Here is an 18,662-nt window from a genome sequence, read left to right as displayed (position 1 = left end):
TACACTGTGTCAATTCATATGACTCTAGATGTAATGATGGCAAAGAGGAAGGTTAAATCTAAAGATCTCGCGTTATTAATAGGAATTATCGAGCAGAATCTGTCTTTATTAAAGAAAGGAAAGATTAAGGGAATTAGATTTTCCACTTTAAATGCTATATGTCAATATTTGGAGTGTCAACCTGGAGATATACTGGAGTTTAAAGAAGATTAGTTGGTTAGTGTTAGTTAGTATTGTTAATTGTTATGTCAATTTAGTAAATAAGGAAAAGAGATGAAATTTCTATCATATGCTTTATTGCTTGGTTTGGCTTATATCCCGTTTTCTTTTGCAGAAACATCAGTAAATGATGTTAATAATGAAATTCATACCAATGAAAAAGGTGCCTTGAGTAAATGTACGGATTTACTTCCCAAAGGGCATTCATACACAATTAGTGTTGTTGGAAAGTCAGATAAGAAAACGGCGAATGTAGATGGAAAATTTAAAGGAAGGTTTGATGTTTCCGATGAAACAAAAAAACCTTTAGATAAAAAAAGAAGTGAAGAGGTAAAACCTTTTATTCAATGTGTAAAAGATACTGTACTGTGATCTAAGATTTGTTTAATAATAAAGTGCCTGGGGTATTATCAGAGTTTTTGCTGAGGCTTGTTGTTTGAATCCTCAGGCACAGTTAGTTTAAGATATTTTTCCCGTGATATCTTCCTCTATATGAATATTATCAACAGGCTTCCCATGAACAAATTGTAAAAAATGCTCGGTCAAATTCTCATTTAATGGAGACATTATATGGGATTACTACATTGAAAGTATTAGGTCTTATCAGACATCGTTCACAACAATGGTTAAATCTCAATATAGAAGCAAGCAACTCTCAAATTCGTCTTAATAAGTTTGATATGATTTTTGCTGAAGTCAATGCGTTAATCGTTACTTTAGAACAAATTACTGTTCTTGGATTGGCGACTAATCAAGTGATTAATGAGAGTATGACCGTAGGAATGTTTGTCGCATTTAATGCATATCGGGGGTTATTTGCAGATAGGACAGCTAATCTAATTAACATTGCTTTGCAATTCAGAATGTTGTCGTTACATAATGAGCGTATTTCCGATATTGCTTTATCTAAAACAGAAGAGCAAAAAGAATCACGTCGTATTGTGGCACCAGAAAAGGCATCATCTTTGGAGGTCAAGAATTTAACTTTTCGATATGATGAATATGGTAAGCCAATTATTAATAATCTCAATCTTTGTTTCGAACCTGGTGAGAGTGTTGCTATTGTTGGTCCTTCTGGCATTGGCAAAACGACATTGATGAAATTAATGGCAGGATTAATAGAACCCGCTCACGGTGAGATTCTTTTTAATAATATCAATATCATGGATATTGGGTTAAATAATTATCGTAAGCATATTGCCTGTGTTTTACAGGAAGATAAACTTTTTTCTGGTAGTATTTCCGAAAATATTTCTGGTTTCGATGATAATAAAGACGAAACATGGGTTGAGAAATGTGCCATATTGAGCAATATCCATCAAGATATTCTTAAATTACCTATGAAGTATGAAACAATGTTAAGTGAGTTAGGTGGGAGTTTGTCCGGTGGACAGAAACAGCATTTATTGATTGCCAGGGCCCTTTATCGTCGCCCAAATATTTTATTTATGGATGAAGCGACTAGTCACTTAGATATTGATAATGAAGCTTCTATTAATGCTGCGATTTCAGCTTTATCGATAACTCGGATAATTATTGCACACCGTCCGTCGACCATTGCCTGTGCAGATCGGGTGATAACTTTGTCTAATGTGGAATCATAATATTGAGTAATAGTATGTTTAACATTCAGATATTAATCATGAGGCTTTTATGAATATTGCAATCTCAGCTTTATTCTACTGGATATAAATAAAATGGCCCCAGAAGAGGGCCATCTATTATTTTCATCCTTAAACCACCTCTTGGGGAGGTGGTGGTTATTTCAACAGTAAAATACCACCTGGAAAAGATTTTAAGCTTCATCAGAAAACTCATCGACATAAAGCATTAACTCAATTCCTGGCTTGATATCTGTTGTTTTTATGCCATCGTTCCAGTTCATTAAATCCTTAATGTTGATACCGTGACGTTTAGCAATACTGGCAATTGAATCGCCTTGGCGTACACGGTAAATAATGGCATTGTCATTATTTACCCTTAATACTTGCCCAATTTTTAATAATCTGGCGGTTCTCAGATTATTCATACGCTGTAATTCACGGGTGGAAACATTAAACCGCTTTGCAATAGCGGATAATGTATCACCTGAACGAACTTTATATTGGTTTTGTTTGCTCAATCGGCGGTTGTTTTTAGCAACTTCCTGACGAATATTGCTTAGAATTGTTTTATTTGCCAGCGAGTTTTTAAACTGATCAACTTTCGCCTTTGGCAGCATAATGTAATGTGGACCGTTCGGCGATGTCACTCCTCGCTTATACCCGGGGTTGTAGGCTTTAATTGATGTCAGGGACATGCCCGCCAGTTCTGCGGCTTGAGACAGCGTGATTTGTTGACCGACATCAACCTGATCAAGCGCCCGCTGATTATTGGATTTTGGCAGCGTAATGCCATATTTATCACTGTTACGGATGACATCACTGAGTGCCAGAACTTTAGGTACATAGAGCGAGGTCTCCCTTGGTAGTGATAATGACCAAAAATCCGTTGGCTTGCCTTTTACTTGGTTTTCTTTTATTGCGCGCATAACACGGCCTTCGCCGCTGTTGTAAGCAGCAATAGCCAATAGCCAATCACCATTGAACATTTTATTCAGGCGTTGTAACAAATTCAGGGCGGCAGTTGTTGATGCGGCAACGTCTCGGCGTGCGTCGTACCATTTATCCTGAGTAAGACCGTAATTGCGACCCGTATCCGGGATAATCTGCCACAGACCAGCGGCCTTAGCGCGTGAGGTAGCATGCGGGTTAAAAGCACTCTCCACTATGGGTACTAATACCAGTTCCATCGGCATATCGCGTTGCTTGATCTGCCTGACTATCCAGTACATATACGGTTCAGCCCGTAAAGTTACATCGTGGAGATAGCTCTTGTTTTTCAGGTAATAATTTCGTTGTTCACGTACCCTGTAGTTATCAGGGATCTTCATCTTCAACTCATCACGGATATATCCCCACAGCTCACGCTGAGCGCCAGAATCATCCTCTCCCCAGTAGGCAGCACGCTGATTGGTATCATTAGTTGCTATCTTGCCTGTCTTTAGACTCGTTGAAGACGAATTCTGTGCCCGTTGTCCGGCTGTCGTCGACCAATCAGGCCCTGATTGACAGCCAACCAGCAAGACAGATGCGAACAGAATCGCTTTTGTCTTCATAATTAATTTTTATGGTCGCTTAAAAGACGACCAATAATACTTATCTTGGTTTGATATAGCAACTCTCTAAATCAAAATTGATCTTTTTGTCTTCTTAGTTGACGGAAAACGGCGGAAAGCGGTTGAGAGTTGGGTGTAATTCCAATATTTCTTTGTAAATCAATATCATCACATTTTAAGAAAATATTGATTTTTTTCTCAGTTTGTAGTGTGGTTGGTGTTGTTGGTTGATTATTTTCCCTCATTCTGATTACTTTTTGCTGGTATTCGCTAATAGTCTGATTGGGTAAAACAGTATAAGCAAATTTCATATTAGAAACGGTATATTCATGGGCGCAACAGATCAGTGTATCATCGGGCAGCTCAGCGATTTTTCCGATAGATGTATACATCTGCTCAGCGGTGCCTTCAAAGAGACGTCCACAACCACCAGAGAACAAGGTATCCCCACAAAAGAGATAAGGCGCTTGATAAAAAGCAATGTGCCCCAGAGTATGGCCTGGAACATCGATGATCTGGAAAGAAAAGTGACCGAAATTGATGCTATCACCGCCACATACTATTATGGTGGCGCCTTTGTTCTGGGTTTCTGCTGGGCCGTATACTAGTAGCTCAGGGAATTGATCAATAATTCCAGGGACGCCACCGACATGATCGTGATGATGATGGGTAAGTAAAATTGCATCGGGTATCCAGCCGCGAGATTCCAAGGTATCAAGAACAGGTTGTGACTCTGCCGGATCAACGATTACAACATGTCTATTTTCATCACAAAGTAACCAAATGTAATTATCTGAAAGGGCCGGAATGCTGATAAGCTCCATTGTATACCTCTTATTAACAGCGGGTTATAAGGAAAAGAAGCCATGAAATCTGCACATACAATACAGAATATAAATCCCCCGGCTTCTTGGGTTGATTTACCTTGGGGGGAGTATTACCGTGCCGCTTTGGAGTGCCAATTACAACCCTGGTGGCCGAAAATATTTGGTTTCCATCTGTTGAAAGTCGGTAATTTGAGTGCTGAAATTGACAGTAATGTTTGTCCGATTTTTAATCAGATTAATGTAGGTAAGGAAGGCAAGAATATGCAGGTGATTAGCGATCCTTACCATCTGCCGTTTGAAGAAAAGTCTGTTGATGCTTGCTTACTGAGTCATATGCTGGCTTACAGCGCTGATCCCCATCGTCTTTTACGGGAAGTTGACCGGGTGATGATTGATGATGGCTGGCTCATTATCAGTGGTTTTAATTCATTGAGTTTGCTTGGTTTGGGGAAATTAGTTCCGGGATTATGGCGTCATCAACCCTATTGCAGCCGGATGTTTTCCATGATGCGCCAACTTGATTGGTTGAGCTTGCTTAATTATGAAGTGGTATATCGTGACAGCTTTCAAGTATTGCCCTGGCGAAATGAAACAGGTTTTTCTAATCGGCACTTGTCTGTATTAGGCTGTGTCAGTCTGATTATTGCCCGCAAGCGCACACTGCCATTAACACTAAGTCAGAGAAAAGTGACGCGATTAAAACCTAAATTGGGCAATGCCGTTGGCGTAACAAAATGTTACCGAAAACGTAATTAATCTCTATTTTCGAGATATCCCGTGTCGGTTTCTGTTGGTGAGTTTGCTGCGGCACGGGCCAGTTCATCACAACGCTCATTTTCATCATGTCCGGTGTGGCCTTTGACCCATTGCCAATCAATGTCATGGCGGCTAATGGCTTGATCGAGACGCTGCCATAAATCGACATTGCTGACAGGAGATTTATCTGCTTTACGCCAGCCGCGTTTTTTCCAGTTATGGATCCATTGTGTAATGCCTTGACGCACATATTGGCTGTCGGTGGTTAAGACAATTTTGCAAGGGCGAGTCAGCGTTTCCAGGCCAATAATTGCCGCCATGAGCTCCATTCTGTTGTTTGTTGTACGATAAAAACCTCCGCTAAGGTTTTTTTCGTGTTGTTGATAACGTAATAACACACCGTAGCCTCCAGGCCCCGGATTGCCGAGACAAGATCCATCGGTGAAAATTTCTACCTGTTTGCTCATATCTGGTAGACTCTTCTTATTCAATTCAAAACCCTAAGTCTGACACAAAAAGGCATTATGAGCACTGTAATTACACGACAAGTTGTCCTTGATACCGAAACGACTGGTATGAATAAATTAGGTGTTCACTATGAAGGACACAAAATTATTGAAATTGGAGCCGTGGAGCTTGTTAACCGTCGTTTAACGGGTCGCCATTTTCATGTCTACATTCGACCGGATAGATTGGTCGATCCTGAAGCATTTGAAGTGCATGGGATCAGTGATGAATTTTTGCAGGATAAGCCGCTGTTTGCTGACATTGTAGATGAGTTTATTGAATTTATTCGCGGCGCTGAATTGATTATCCATAATGCTCCCTTCGATATCGGCTTTATCGATTATGAGTTTGGCAAGCTGAATCGTGATATTCCGCCAACTGCGGATTTCTGCAAGATTACTGATAGCTTACAACTTGCAAGAGGGTTATTTCCGGGGAAAAGAAATAACCTTAATGCGTTATGTGATCGTTATGATATAGACAATTCTAAACGAACCTTACATGGGGCGTTACTTGATGCTGAGATATTGTCTGATGTCTATTTGATAATGACAGGCGGGCAGACTTCTCTTGCCTTTTCAATGGAAGGGGAGGTTGCTGGCGGTGAGAATGTTTCTGAAATACAGCGTATTACCCGGTCTCAAACGGCATTAAAAGTTATTTATGCAACGGATGAAGAGCTTGCGGCACATGAATCCAGGTTGGATTTAGTGGAGAAGAAAGGCGGGAGCTGTTTATGGCGTATGAATTCTGGACAAAGCTAATATAAAATTGCAGATAAATTACCTTTTTGGGTGAAAAGTTGATCAGGTGCGCCACTTTGTTATAAAAAATATTGACGGAATGATCTTGTATTCGTAATATTCACTTCGTTCTCAACCAGAACACTGCGCGGTGCGGTAGTTCAGTCGGTTAGAATACCGGCCTGTCACGCCGGGGGTCGCGGGTTCGAGTCCCGTCCGCACCGCCAAAGATTCCGAAGCCCTGGGTAGTTGCCCGGGGCTTTTTCATTTGTACTTATATCATTCAGTAATCTCTCGATAATAGACAATGATGAAATTGCATTGAAATAAGACATAGAGACGCTACCAGCTTTCTATAGTGCTTGTTTCTGCAATTCTTATTAGGAATTTATTTTCTTTACCAGGTTTATAGCGTGATGGCCAAATATCCGATGGATGTAAACCCAATTCAGTGGCAATTAATGCTTCTCCCTTTGGCCACGGGCGATGTAATGCATTACTCAATGTCGATGATGCTAATCCGGCTTTTCGGGAAACGGCTGAAAGATTTGTTCCTTGTTTTCTCAGTGCTGCAATAATATCTGCCGGATGCCAGTCTTGAATATCCATGAATAATCTCCAAATTTTAATTGTGAGAAAAACATTGATAATAGATAAATTATCAATGTCTTGCTGTTTGGTAGTAATTAGGTGCAGATTATCAATGAAGATTAATTGAATTGGCTATCGGAGATAATACTGAATAATGGTATCGATTGTTTTATAGCAAAATATGACCTATATATTGAAGGTGTTTTTTCTGGATGTAAAGAGTATTATTATTTTCTTTGAAAAATATTATTGGTTTAATAACTTAAATAACTAATAATTTCTGACGAGTATTTTCACTCTGTTTTTCATACAATTTATTAATGATTTTGTATTCACATAATAAATGCAGTGAAATTGCTTATTTTTTGTAAGCCACGACCCGAAATTCTATTCCATATATCATCTGGTTGAGTCGTGGTAATAATCAAATTTCTTATATATTTATAGTTGGCTTTTATACCCGTCATCTTTCAAGTTGCCTCTTTGTTGGCTGCACTCACTCACCCCGGTCACATAGTTATCTATGCTCCCGGGGATTCTCTCCCTTGCCGCCGCGATGCATCTTGAAATCCATAGGGTATATAATATTGTCGCCTTATAATAACTTGAATATAAAGATGATGTTTATGAGTAAGGGAATAAAAATCTCTCTGGTATATAAAGGTTAAAATTATTCATACGGCAGTACTCCTCAAATTGAGAATCAGAGTTAATTTTTAGTTTTTGATATGTTTTTTCTATCTGGTCTTTTACTGATTGATAAGGAATATTGAGTCTCTCACTGATTTCCCTTTTGCTGTGTTTTGCCAGAAATAGAAAAATAATTTCCCATTCTTGTTGGGAAAATTTTTCTGAGGGAGAACAAAACATAATGGAAGGCGGTAGTTTCCCATTGAAAAATTCTTTTAAAGCAAGCGCTTCCGCTTTCCGTCCATGAAAAATAATGCCAATACATTCATTATCTTCATTATAAAATGGGAATTTCTCGAAAAAATAGGAAGAAAGATGTTTTTCTTTGCCAAACCTATGAGTCTCTAATGAGGATATACTTTTTTCCAAACGCATGACAGTTCTGTCATGTCGTTGAAATTGCTCTTCAAAGATTGCTCCTGCCCAAGGTAATTCACAATCAAAACGCCCTTCGACGTTTAAATTAAGTGGGATATCTTGTAGCATAGCCATTGCTTTATTTTCATAAATAAAGCAAGTGCTTTTATCTTTAATTCCCCAAGGGTCATGGCTATTTTTTATGGTGTTTATTATTTGTGCTGATATGTTATTTGCTGTTTTCATCTGTTTTATTTACCACATTATATAAACATTTTACTTCCCGGTTTTAAAAATCTCTCAGGAACATAGAGATCAAAATCATTAAGGCGGCAGTATTCATCCAACTGTTGACCAGAGTTAATACCAATTTTCTTGTATATCCGTAACATATGCGTTTCTACCGTGCGATAAGAGATATTCAGTATTCGCCCGATTTGTTTACTGGTATATCTCTGTAGAAATAGAAAAATGACATCCCATTCCCGTTGAGTAAATAGCTCAGAAGGTGGCTGGAACATGATAGAAGCGGGAAGTTTACCATGAAAAAAGCGTGTCAGAGAAAAGGCTTCGGCTTTCCAGGCATGAAAAATAACGCCGACACATTGATTATCCCCATTATAAAAGGGAAATTTTTCAAAGAAATAGGAGGAAAGTAGTTTTTCTTTACCATATAAATGGGTTTCTAATGAACAGATTCTTTGTTCTGCTTGCATTACTGCTCTGTCATGGATCTGAAATTGTTCTGCAAAAGCGGCTCCTTCCCAAGGTAGATCATTGTCTAGACGTCCTTCTACATTAAAACCACGGGGAAGATCGCGCAACATAGCCATTGCCTTGTTTTCATAAACAAAACGGGAGTTTTGATCTTTTATGCCCCAGGGTTCATGACTGGTTTCCATTAGATTAATAATTTGAGGCGATACGGTTAATTTTTTATAGCTCACAACATAATTCCTATCATTATTAGAAAAATATCTGGGTTTTAGATTTGAATTAATAGAAACTTACAACTCTTGGCTGCCAATAGTGACGAATCTTTCTGGAATATATAGGTCAAACTTATTTGCTTTGCAGAAATCTTCTAATTTTATATGCAGCGGTAGATTAAATTTTTGATAAATTGACTGAATATGATGAATGGTATCTTCTGTGCTTATCATTAATTCTTCGCTGATACTCTCTTCATCCGGTGTGCGAAGGGCCAGAAAAAGAACTTCCCATTCAGTTTGGGTTAGTATGTCGTTAGGCGGTGTAAATTCCAAAGCCGCTGGAGATGATTTTTCATGATAGTAAGCAGTAGAAAAGTTTTGGACTTTGGACATGTGAAACGTGATGCCGATGCAGTTCCCATTTTCATCACAAAGTGGGTATTTATTACAGAGATAGGTTTGTTTGACTTTATTTCCTCCAAAAAGGTGAGTCTCAAGTGAAGTGACTGTTTTCATGGTTTGCATCACTTTTTGATCCTGACGACAATATTCTTCTGTATATTCGGCAATAGGTGAAGGTAATTCGTCCGTTGCAAGCCCTGCAATATCGAAATCTTCAGGCAAATTGAGCAGTTGGTAAAAAGCAGGATTTGCGTATATAAATTTTGATTGGCGATCTTTAGCGCCCCACGGCTCATTACTTTTTTCCCACATGTAAATTAATTGCGGAGTGATATTATTTGGTCTGTTTTTGATATTTGACATGGAAGTGCCCTAGCTGTTAATTAAGTAATCATCTGTATGTCTATTTTATGTGTTCTATTTAAAATAACCTGATTGTATAATGGATTGCAATAATTAATTCGCAAAAAAATAATATTTTTTTATTTTATCTATATCTGTTAATTAAATTACTTATTATTTTAGGTAAAAATGTTATCATATAAAAAAATATAACTATAAGTATTATTTTATTTTAAATTGTTTATTTGTTTATTGATATTAAAATAATATTGATTTTTGATTGGTGTTTTTTTTACGTATTCACTATTGATAAATTAAATTATTAAGAGAACATTGCCCTATAATTCGGAACAATATAAAAAATCAATTTAGTTGCTGAAAATTGCCATAAATCAAGAATGTGTCGCCTCTTAATTGGTTATTTTATCTCTTGATTTGCAACTAATAGCTGTGTTTAATTAATTTACTCCTTTATATGCACAATGAGTTTGTTTATACCCGTTATCTTTCAAGTTGCCTCTTTGTTGGCTGCGCTCGCTCACCCCGGTCACATAGTTCTCTATGCTCCCGGGGATTTACTCCCTTGCCGTCGCGATGCATCTTGAAATCCATAGGGTATATTACTCTGATGATGCTGAAATTCATTGTAGAACAGTAAGGCAAATCAAAGAATTGTCGTTCAGATGAAATTAAGATAGTTTCCTGATATTTGGCTTTAAAGATTGCGGTTTGCGCACTGTGCTGAGAAAATTATTCCCCTAAACGTTTTTATCCCACTTGGAGTAGAAAATGACCACTCGTAAAACCCTTGCTAATGCTATTCGCTTCCTGAGCATGGATGCTGTGCAGAAAGCAAAATCAGGGCACCCTGGTGCGCCTATGGGAATGGCTGATATCGCTGAAGTTTTATGGCGTGATTATTTGAATCATAACCCAACTGATCCACATTGGGTCGATCGTGATCGTTTTGTATTGTCTAACGGTCATGGTTCTATGCTGATTTATAGCCTGTTGCATCTCACCGGTTATGGTGTTTCAGTTGATGATCTGAAAAATTTCCGTCAGTTACACTCTAAAACTCCAGGCCATCCTGAGTATGGCTATACTCCAGGCGTAGAAACTACGACAGGTCCTTTAGGGCAGGGGATTGCCAACGCAGTAGGTTTTGCGATTGCTGAACGCACTCTGGCCGCGCAATTTAACCGTCCTGGTCATGAGATCGTTGACCATAATACTTATGTCTTTATGGGTGATGGCTGCATGATGGAGGGCATTTCTCATGAAGTTTGTTCTCTGGCAGGAACATTAAAGCTAGGCAAGTTGGTTGCTTTCTATGATGACAATGGCATTTCCATTGATGGTCATGTTGAAGGCTGGTTTACGGATGATACGGCAAGCCGTTTTGAGGCTTATGGTTGGCATGTGATTCGCGGTGTTGATGGTCATAATGCAGATTCAGTTAACGCTGCTATCGAAGAAGCACGTAAAGTTGCTGATAAACCTTCTCTGCTAATGTGCAAAACGATTATCGGTTTTGGTGCGCCAACCAAAGCGGGGACCCATGATTCTCATGGCGCGCCATTGGGTGATGCGGAAATTGCTGCGACTCGTGAAGCACTAGGTTGGAATTATCCGGCATTTGAAGTTCCAGTGGAAATCTATTCTGAGTGGGATGCAAAAGAAGCTGGCAATGCGAAACAAGCCGCTTGGAATGAAAAATTCTCTGCCTATGAAAAAGCGTATCCTGAATTAGCCGCTGAATTCAAACGTCGTACCGGTGGCGAATTACCGGCAAACTGGGAAGCTGAATCAAAAGCATTTATCGAACAGTTGCAAGAAAATCCGGCCAATATTGCCAGCCGTAAAGCATCTCAGAATGCCTTGGAAGCTTTTGGTAAGGTGTTGCCTGAATTTATGGGGGGATCTGCTGATTTGGCGCCAAGTAACCTCACGATGTGGTCAGGTTCTAAGCCGTTGAACGAAGATCAGGCAGGTAACTACATCCATTATGGCGTTCGTGAATTTGGCATGTCAGCCATTATGAACGGTATCGCTCTGCATGGTGGTTTTGTGCCTTATGGTGCAACCTTCTTGATGTTCGTTGAATATGCCCGTAACGCAGTGCGTATGGCGGCATTGATGAAAATTCGCAGCATCTTTGTTTATACCCATGATTCAATTGGTTTGGGTGAAGATGGTCCGACTCACCAGCCAGTAGAACAGCTTGCCAGTTTGCGTGTGACGCCAAATTTGAGCACATGGCGCCCATGTGATCAGGTTGAATCTGCGGTGGCGTGGAAATACGCTATTGATCGTAAAGCTGGTCCATCAGCGCTTATTTTCTCTCGTCAGAATCTGGCACAGCAAGAACGTACTGCTGAGCAGTTGGCTAATATTGAGAAAGGGGCTTACATCCTGAAAGATTGTCAGGGGCAGCCAGAACTGATTTTGATCGCAACGGGTTCGGAAATTGAATTGGCGGTGGATGCTTATAACCAATTGACTGAGGAAGGTCGTCAGGTGCGCGTAGTCTCTATGCCGTCTACCGACGCTTTTGATAAGCAAGATGCTGCATACCGAGAAGCGGTTCTGCCTGCTGCGGTTTCTGCACGTGTTGCAATCGAAGCGGGTATCGCCGATTACTGGTTTAAATATGTCGGTATGAATGGCGCTATCGTTGGTATGAATACATTTGGTGAATCAGCACCTGCTGATCAACTGTTTAAAACGTTTGGTTTCACTGTAGAGAATGTAGTCGCTAAGGCTAAAGCTCTGCTGAAATAATGAGTAAATTCATGAATGAGCGCACCTGAGGTAAATGTTGAGCGGGTGCGCTCTTTTTCTGTACGATGCCGTTATTGAAGATGGATTTGTGACGGTTTTCCTCGGCTTATGCCACGCAAATTCCAGGGACGGCTACTTTTTGGAATACGTGAGGCGAACCGACAATCCCATCAGGATACTTGGCGAGTTTCTCCTTGAATTCAGGGTCCGTGAACGCGGCGCGGAAACGCTCCAGACTCTCCCAAATGGCGTAGTTCATGAATGTGCCACTGCCAGCGATTCCGCGATGTAATTGTGCGGAAATCAGTCCTACCTTAGACCGGAAATATTCTGCATCTTCCCGCCAGGTTTCTATTAGGGTGTCAGCCATTGAGGGATCGACATGAAATATGTTCACCAGCACGATAGAGCCATCGGTGTTCGAAAATAACTGTTCCCGCAGGGTTACGTGGGTGTCCATTTCTTCTAGCTTGACCATTTCTATCTCCTGAAAATTATGTGTTTATATTTATGTTTGTATTGCTATCCTGCCGAGGCGAGTCGCGTGATTTACGCGGCTTTTGACGGCAACAATATGTCAACGTAGAGACAAACGCGTTCCACCAATTACATGCTGTTTCCACGTTGTATACCCGTTATCTTTCAAGTTGCCTCTTTGTTGGCTGCACTCACTCACCCCGGTCACATAGTTACCTATGCTCCCGGGGATTCGCTCCCTTGCCGTCGCGATGCATCTTGAAATCCATTGGGTATATTTTGTTTAACTGTTTGGTAACTCTTTGTCGTTATTAACAAACGAATCCGTAGCGCTATGTCGTGTATTTGGCACCGGTGACTCTTCCAGCTTCGTCTCCAAGCTAATCAATGTGTTTAATGTCACTTTTAGCTCGTTAGGATCAGAGGATTGCACCAGTGATCCGACCCATTCAGCTTCCAGCGATATCGCCGCATCAAAAGTACGCCAACCCAGCTCGGTCAGTTGATAGAGTGGTGAGCGTTCATGCCGAGGATTAGTGATGGCTTTCACCATTCCTGAATTCAGCCCGAGATTCAACTGCTTTTGCACTCCTTGGCGTGTGATACCCATTGCGGCGGCAATCTGAGGCGCGGTAAGTGGATGTGGTACGTGCGCAATCGCGCCAAGTACTTGCCATCTCGCACTCGTGATTCCCAACGGGGCAACGAGCTGATCCCCTTTAGAGAGCAGTAAGGCGTTGAGCCGAAATACCGCCAATGTGATCTCAGTGAATACCTCAAACGCTGAAGTTTTCTCGGTTGACACGATTTACTTCCTTTTCCTTAAATACATCAAAAAACGACAACCAGTTTCCACTTATTGAGATTAGATGTCAATATTTCAACAAGTGATATTGATGATCAATGTCGCAGTTGTGAGTAAATAACTGTGGGATTGTTTCTTTCTGCTTAAAGTTCGATATTTTCACTTCGTAGGTTGATCACTTTTTACTATTACTATTCGATTATTATTGCTATCAATTTCCTTTTCCCGTAACCTCATTATTTATAGCTGAATCGTTTCATTTTGTTATCTGAAGCGGTTTTTTGTGCTTGGTTTTAATAATTTTGTGATAAACAATCAGTACATGAGTGATTGAGTCGGTTATTCTAAGCGGTTGCGTAGTAATAACTATATTCAGGGAGTAACATGACAATTAAGGTAGCAATAAACGGTTTCGGCAGAATAGGGCGTAGTATTTTACGTGCTCTTTATGAGTCTGGACGTCGAGCTGAAATTGCGGTTATTGCTGTTAATGAGCTGGCAGATGCCGAAGGAATTGCTCACTTGCTGAAATATGACTCTAGTCACGGCCGTTTTGCTTGGGATGTGCGTCTGAATAATGATGTGTTGCAGGTTGGTGATGATAATATTCGCTTGTTTCATCAACCTGATATATCGATGTTGCCTTGGCAAGAACTGGGGATTGATATTGTTCTTGATTGCAGTGGGATTTATGGCAGCAGAGCTGATGGCGAGGCACATCTTGCCAGTGGCGCCAAAAAAGTGCTGTTTGCTCATCCGGGGGGTAATGATTTAGATGCGACTGTGGTTTATGGTGTGAATCAGCACTTACTGACAGCAGAGGATTGCATTGTGTCCAATGCTTCCTGTACCACTAATTGCATTATTCCCATCATTAAATTATTGGATGATGAATTTGAGATTGAATCGGGTACAGTGACAACCATTCATGCCTCAATGAATGACCAACCGGTGATTGATGCTTATCACAAAGATTTACGGCGTACTCGGGCTGCTAGTCAGTCTATCATTCCGGTGGATACTAAGCTGGCCGCAGGGATAACCCGGATTTTTCCAAAGTTCTGTGACCGTTTTGAAGCTATCTCCGTGCGTGTACCAACGATTAACGTTACAGCTATCGATTTGAGTGTTACGGTAAAATCTTCAGTAACTGTTAAGAAAATCAACGAATTAATGCAAAAATCAGCAGCTACTTCATTTCGTGGTATAGTTGACTATACCGAATTGCCGTTAGTCTCAACGGATTTTAACCACGATCCCCACAGCGCGATTGTTGATGGCACACAAACGCGAGTCAGTGGGCAACATCTGATTAAGACATTAGTCTGGTGTGATAATGAGTGGGGATTTGCTAACCGAATGTTGGATACAACGTTAGCAATGGCTGCTATGGGTTTCAAATGATCTGTTGTTGATCGACGGTCCATAATAGATCCGCACACGGCTCAAGATTAAATAATTTAGAGAATCAATGAGAGGATTCACCATGTCTGTAATTAAGATGACCGATTTAGATCTGGCGGGTAAGCGTGTTTTGATCCGCGCTGACCTGAACGTTCCGGTAAAAGATGGCAAAGTCACCTCTGATGCGCGTATCCGTGCTTCCTTACCGACCATTGAGACAGCATTAAAACAGGGTGCCAAAGTCATGATCACTTCTCACCTTGGCCGCCCTACTGAAGGCGAATACAATGAAGAATTCTCGCTGAAACCAGTAGTAGACTATCTAGAAGAGAAATTATCTTCCCCCGTTCGACTGGAAAAAGAGTATCTGGAAGGCGTGGATGTCGCGGAAGGTGAACTGGTTGTGCTGGAGAACGTTCGCTTTAATAAAGGTGAGAAGAAAGACGACGAAACTCTGGCTAAAAAATATGCTTCCCTGTGTGATATTTATGTCATGGATGCATTTGGTACTGCTCATCGTGCACAGGCTTCTACCCACGGAGTGGCTAAGTTTGCTCCTGTGGCCTGTGCCGGTCCTTTGTTGTCCGCAGAGTTAGAGGCATTAGGTAAAGCGTTAGATAATCCAGCTCGTCCAATGGTGGCTATCGTCGGTGGTTCTAAAGTTTCAACCAAGCTGACCGTTTTGGATACTCTGTCTAAAATTGCTGACCAACTGATTGTTGGTGGTGGTATCGCCAATACCTTTGTTGCCGCGGAAGGCCACAATGTCGGTCGTTCTCTCTATGAAGACGACTTGCTCCCGGAAGCGAAGAAATTGCTGATAAGCTGTGATATTCCGGTGCCAACCGATGTTCGTGTGGCGACAGAATTCTCTGAAACAGCCGAAGCAACCTTGAAATCTACCCGCGATATTAAAGATGATGAGCAGATCCTCGATCTGGGGGATGAATCTGCTCAACGGCTGGCGGATATTCTGAAAAACGCCAAAACGATTCTATGGAATGGCCCGGTTGGTGTATTTGAATTCCCTAATTTCCGTCAAGGAACGGAAATTGTCGCGTGCGCCATTGCTGATAGTGATGCTTTCTCTATCGCTGGCGGCGGCGATACGCTGGCAGCGATCGACCTGTTCGGTATTGCTGACAAAATCTCTTATATTTCTACGGGTGGTGGAGCTTTCCTTGAGTTCGTGGAAGGGAAAAAACTGCCTGCGGTTGTGATGTTGGAAGAACGTGCAAAACAGTAATTAAGTCATGACGGGTAGCGGCCGGTTGGTTGGCTACCCGCTCTAAACAGGACCCACGTAACATGTCTAAAATTTTTGATTTCGTAAAACCGGGTGTCATCACTGGTGATGATGTTCAAAAAGTGTTCGCTATAGCTAAAGAAAACAACTTTGCTTTGCCTGCGGTCAACTGTGTAGGTACTGATTCAATCAATGCCGTATTGGAAACCGCTGCCAAAGTTCGTTCTCCTGTGATCATTCAGTTCTCCAACGGCGGCGCAGCTTTTATTGCCGGTAAAGGTTTGAAAGTTGAAGGTCAACAAGCGGCTATTCTGGGTTCAATTTCTGGTGCTCACCATGTTCATCAGATGGCTGAATATTATGGTGTTCCTGTGATCCTGCATACTGACCACTGCGCGCGTAAATTGCTGCCGTGGATTGATGGCCTGTTAGATGCAGGTGAAAAGCATTACGCAGCGACGGGTAAACCCTTATTCTCTTCTCACATGATCGATCTGTCAGAAGAATCTCTGGAAGAGAATATTGAGATTTGCGGCCATTATCTGGCTCGTATGGCAAAAATCGATATGACGCTGGAAATCGAGCTGGGTTGTACTGGCGGGGAAGAAGATGGCGTTGATAACAGCCATATGGATAGCTCTGCGCTGTACACTCAACCGGAAGATGTTGCTTATGCTTATGAGAAACTGAATGCTATCAGCCCACGTTTCACTATTGCGGCTTCTTTCGGTAACGTTCATGGTGTTTATAAGCCGGGTAACGTTAAACTGACGCCAAAAATTTTGCGTAACTCTCAAGACTATGTTTCTGAGAAATTCAATCTGCCACATAACAGCTTGGATTTTGTTTTCCACGGCGGTTCTGGTTCTACCGCGGAAGAGATTAAAGAAGCGGTCAGTTATGGCGTTGTTAAAATGAATATCGATACTGACACCCAATGGGCGACTTGGGAAGGTATTCTCAACTACTACAAAAAGAACGAAGGCTATCTGCAAGGCCAGTTAGGCAATCCAGAAGGCGCAGATAAACCTAATAAGAAATTCTACGATCCACGGGTATGGTTGCGTGCCGGTCAGGTTTCTATGACTGCCCGTCTGGAACAGGCTTTCAAAGAATTGAATGCGGTTGATGTGTTGTAATTAACGAAAGAGTTCCCTCTGAATTTTCATTCAGAGGGAACAGAACGACATGACACTCCTGTGAGAGACAGCACGTGTGATATGCGCTGATCGAGTATGCCGGTGAAAAGAATCAGTCAATGGTGAGATAGACATTCCTTCATGTAGTCTCCATTCATGCCAGCGAACCCATTCAGGCGGGGAATCAAATGGATGCCTGAACATGTTGACCTTTTTTCAAGAATTGGGGCATGGAGCGCCGATTTGACATAATGATTTAAACTCCATTGTTCTATGGCCGGTTCTTACACAAAAATACGTAGGTTCAGGGTGGATTCATAGCTACTGCATATCTGTGCATCCCATATCTTCATGGTTTCCAGCAGCGTCATGATGTGAACCAATATGACGCGAGTTTCTTCCGCGGAGATGGCTGAAATATGCTCCAGCAGCTCATCGGTGATGAGATGATGACCACCTTCCTCATTGATAGCTGAATGGTCGATGATTGGTTTCCAGAATTTTTCAGGAAGATCGAGTGACTGGCAAGTGGTTACGAAGACATCGTTAAATTCTGGATAAGGTTCTTCGAACAAGAATAGTGCGGAGATGAAGCTCAGAAGGTGCTGACGCGCGAATGTGCCGAGGGTACAGAAAACGGAAAACGTGCTGGAAAGGGGAGTTGTTTCCTTAACCTGTTCCTCCGGGATCCCAGCTGCTGAGAGTGCTTTCAGCAGCAGAGTTTCATGATCGTGTTCTTCGAGAAAAAGCTGTTTTATTCCCTGAAAAACGGGATCTGGGCATTTATGAGACATCGCTGAGGCAATGATAAACGGCGCGGCTTTGACGATATGATAATATTCGATAGCAAAACTAATGAGCTGGGAACGGGTAGCTCGTCCTTCACTCATAGCAGTATAGAGTGCCGAAGTACCCAGCTGCGCATGCCATACACGTGAATATCGTTTAAGCTGATTAGCAAATTGTTTGCCTGACAGGGTACCGCTGATATTTGGATAATGACTTTCTGTCAGAAGATAATGGTTGTCGAGCTGTTCAATAATATCTTCTATTTCGTCAGATAATACTGGATGAGCCGCTTTTAGTTCGGCCTGAGTTTTCCCTCCAGCTTTCAAATCAGAGAGAAAATTGCCGAGTGAATTATCTTTCTTATCGAGAGAAAGCACCATTCCCTGCTGACGGTAGTCAATATAATGTTCTTCTCCGTGGCGGGCGTATTGCACGCCATCTCGAAAACGTGGAGTAATGAAACGTTGGGGTGAAGTCTGCATGACGGGCTCCGTT

General features: G+C 41.4%; 19 protein-coding genes, 1 tRNA gene and 1 pseudogene. 11 read left to right on the top strand and 10 right to left on the bottom strand.

From position 1 onward, the window contains the following. Nucleotides 1–6 precede the first annotated feature (6 nt). The 4 genes and pseudogenes from LG003_RS04365 to LG003_RS04350 all read left to right on the top strand — a co-directional run bounded on the left by LG003_RS04365 (nt 7) and on the right by LG003_RS04350 (nt 1,823). Nucleotides 7–213 (top strand): helix-turn-helix domain-containing protein, encoded by a 207-nt coding sequence (locus tag LG003_RS04365; protein ID WP_262980243.1) that lies wholly within the window; start codon nt 7–9, stop codon nt 211–213. A 60-nt stretch (nt 214–273) separates the two neighbouring features. Then, nucleotides 274–591 (top strand): hypothetical protein, encoded by a 318-nt coding sequence (locus LG003_RS04360; protein ID WP_192880992.1) that lies wholly within the window; start codon nt 274–276, stop codon nt 589–591. A 140-nt stretch (nt 592–731) separates the two neighbouring features. Then, nucleotides 732–1,025, top strand: a pseudogene (locus LG003_RS04355) (ABC transporter transmembrane domain-containing protein); the annotation flags it as partial. After that, nucleotides 1,002–1,823: an ATP-binding cassette domain-containing protein gene (locus LG003_RS04350; protein ID WP_315903372.1), complete on the top strand. Its 822-nt coding sequence runs from the start codon at nt 1,002–1,004 to the stop codon at nt 1,821–1,823. The pseudogene LG003_RS04355 and the gene LG003_RS04350, both read left to right, overlap by 24 nt. A gap of 191 nt (nt 1,824–2,014) precedes the next feature. On the opposite strand, the gene mltD is transcribed toward LG003_RS04350, so the two are convergent. Together mltD and gloB are read right to left on the bottom strand one after the other, a co-directional pair. After that, nucleotides 2,015–3,376, bottom strand: a complete 1,362-nt coding sequence (gene mltD / locus LG003_RS04345) for a murein transglycosylase D (protein ID WP_262980242.1) — start codon at nt 3,374–3,376, stop codon at nt 2,015–2,017. Between the two features lie 71 nt (nt 3,377–3,447). Next, entirely contained in the window at nt 3,448–4,200 is a 753-nt protein-coding gene (gene gloB, locus LG003_RS04340) for a hydroxyacylglutathione hydrolase (RefSeq protein WP_112876832.1), read from the bottom strand. Between the two features lie 42 nt (nt 4,201–4,242). On the opposite strand from gloB, the gene LG003_RS04335 reads away from it, so the two are divergent. Then, complete coding sequence (locus LG003_RS04335) at nt 4,243–4,959, top strand: class I SAM-dependent methyltransferase (RefSeq protein ID WP_262980241.1); 717 nt, start codon at nt 4,243–4,245, stop codon at nt 4,957–4,959. Here LG003_RS04335 and rnhA read toward each other — a convergent pair. After that, nucleotides 4,956–5,426, bottom strand: a complete 471-nt coding sequence (gene rnhA / locus LG003_RS04330; RefSeq protein ID WP_262980275.1) for a ribonuclease HI — start codon at nt 5,424–5,426, stop codon at nt 4,956–4,958. The genes LG003_RS04335 and rnhA overlap by 4 nt on opposite strands. Nucleotides 5,427–5,483: 57 nt before the next feature. Here rnhA and dnaQ point away from each other — a divergent pair, with 57 nt between their 5' ends. Beyond that, the gene (gene dnaQ, locus LG003_RS04325; RefSeq protein WP_112876829.1) at nt 5,484–6,230 is read left to right on the top strand and encodes a DNA polymerase III subunit epsilon; all 747 of its coding nucleotides are present in this window, start codon (nt 5,484–5,486) and stop codon (nt 6,228–6,230) included. Between the two features lie 129 nt (nt 6,231–6,359). Next, nucleotides 6,360–6,436: transfer RNA gene (locus LG003_RS04320), tRNA-Asp, on the top strand. 115 nt (nt 6,437–6,551) lie between these two features. Here LG003_RS04320 and LG003_RS04315 read toward each other — a convergent pair. The 4 genes from LG003_RS04315 to LG003_RS04300 all read right to left on the bottom strand — a co-directional run bounded on the left by LG003_RS04315 (nt 6,552) and on the right by LG003_RS04300 (nt 9,544). Next, on the bottom strand, nt 6,552–6,818 hold the full coding sequence (locus LG003_RS04315; protein ID WP_011145309.1) for a helix-turn-helix domain-containing protein: 267 nt from the start codon (nt 6,816–6,818) through the stop codon (nt 6,552–6,554). 606 nt (nt 6,819–7,424) lie between these two features. Then, nucleotides 7,425–8,093: a helix-turn-helix transcriptional regulator gene (locus LG003_RS04310; RefSeq protein WP_262980240.1), complete on the bottom strand. Its 669-nt coding sequence runs from the start codon at nt 8,091–8,093 to the stop codon at nt 7,425–7,427. Nucleotides 8,094–8,110: 17 nt separating this feature from the next. Then, entirely contained in the window at nt 8,111–8,794 is a 684-nt protein-coding gene (locus LG003_RS04305) for a helix-turn-helix transcriptional regulator (protein WP_112876827.1), read from the bottom strand. A gap of 60 nt (nt 8,795–8,854) precedes the next feature. Next, entirely contained in the window at nt 8,855–9,544 is a 690-nt protein-coding gene (locus LG003_RS04300; protein WP_112896482.1) for a PAS domain-containing protein, read from the bottom strand. 768 nt (nt 9,545–10,312) lie between these two features. Between LG003_RS04300 and tkt the strand changes: the two genes are divergently transcribed. Next, a complete protein-coding gene (tkt, locus tag LG003_RS04295; RefSeq protein WP_262980239.1) occupies nt 10,313–12,307 on the top strand; it encodes a transketolase in 1,995 nt (664 codons plus the stop codon). A gap of 106 nt (nt 12,308–12,413) precedes the next feature. Here tkt and LG003_RS04290 read toward each other — a convergent pair whose 3' ends face one another. Both LG003_RS04290 and LG003_RS04285 read right to left on the bottom strand, forming a co-directional pair. Beyond that, nucleotides 12,414–12,785 (bottom strand): antibiotic biosynthesis monooxygenase family protein, encoded by a 372-nt coding sequence (locus tag LG003_RS04290; protein WP_112876824.1) that lies wholly within the window; start codon nt 12,783–12,785, stop codon nt 12,414–12,416. A 282-nt stretch (nt 12,786–13,067) separates the two neighbouring features. Then, complete coding sequence (locus LG003_RS04285; RefSeq protein ID WP_262980238.1) at nt 13,068–13,589, bottom strand: MarR family winged helix-turn-helix transcriptional regulator; 522 nt, start codon at nt 13,587–13,589, stop codon at nt 13,068–13,070. 384 nt (nt 13,590–13,973) lie between these two features. Here LG003_RS04285 and epd point away from each other — a divergent pair, with 384 nt between their 5' ends. From epd to fbaA, 3 genes are all read left to right on the top strand, one after another. Then, nucleotides 13,974–14,993: an erythrose-4-phosphate dehydrogenase gene (epd, locus tag LG003_RS04280; RefSeq protein WP_112876822.1), complete on the top strand. Its 1,020-nt coding sequence runs from the start codon at nt 13,974–13,976 to the stop codon at nt 14,991–14,993. A gap of 82 nt (nt 14,994–15,075) precedes the next feature. Next, nucleotides 15,076–16,239, top strand: a complete 1,164-nt coding sequence (pgk, locus tag LG003_RS04275) for a phosphoglycerate kinase (RefSeq protein WP_262980237.1) — start codon at nt 15,076–15,078, stop codon at nt 16,237–16,239. A 62-nt stretch (nt 16,240–16,301) separates the two neighbouring features. Continuing rightward, nucleotides 16,302–17,378 (top strand): class II fructose-bisphosphate aldolase, encoded by a 1,077-nt coding sequence (gene fbaA, locus LG003_RS04270; RefSeq protein WP_112876820.1) that lies wholly within the window; start codon nt 16,302–16,304, stop codon nt 17,376–17,378. 284 nt (nt 17,379–17,662) lie between these two features. Here the strand turns inward: fbaA and LG003_RS04265 are convergent, their stop codons facing one another. After that, complete coding sequence (locus LG003_RS04265) at nt 17,663–18,649, bottom strand: thiaminase II/PqqC family protein (RefSeq protein ID WP_262980236.1); 987 nt, start codon at nt 18,647–18,649, stop codon at nt 17,663–17,665. Between the last annotated feature and the right edge of the window lie 13 nt (nt 18,650–18,662).

Origin of the sequence: Photorhabdus kleinii (assembly GCF_025384885.1) — a bacterium.
In the GTDB taxonomy this organism is placed as follows: Bacteria; Pseudomonadota; Gammaproteobacteria; order Enterobacterales; family Enterobacteriaceae; genus Photorhabdus; species Photorhabdus kayaii.
Note: the sequence above shows the minus strand (reverse complement) of the source record. Positions and strands in the feature narration are given on the sequence as shown.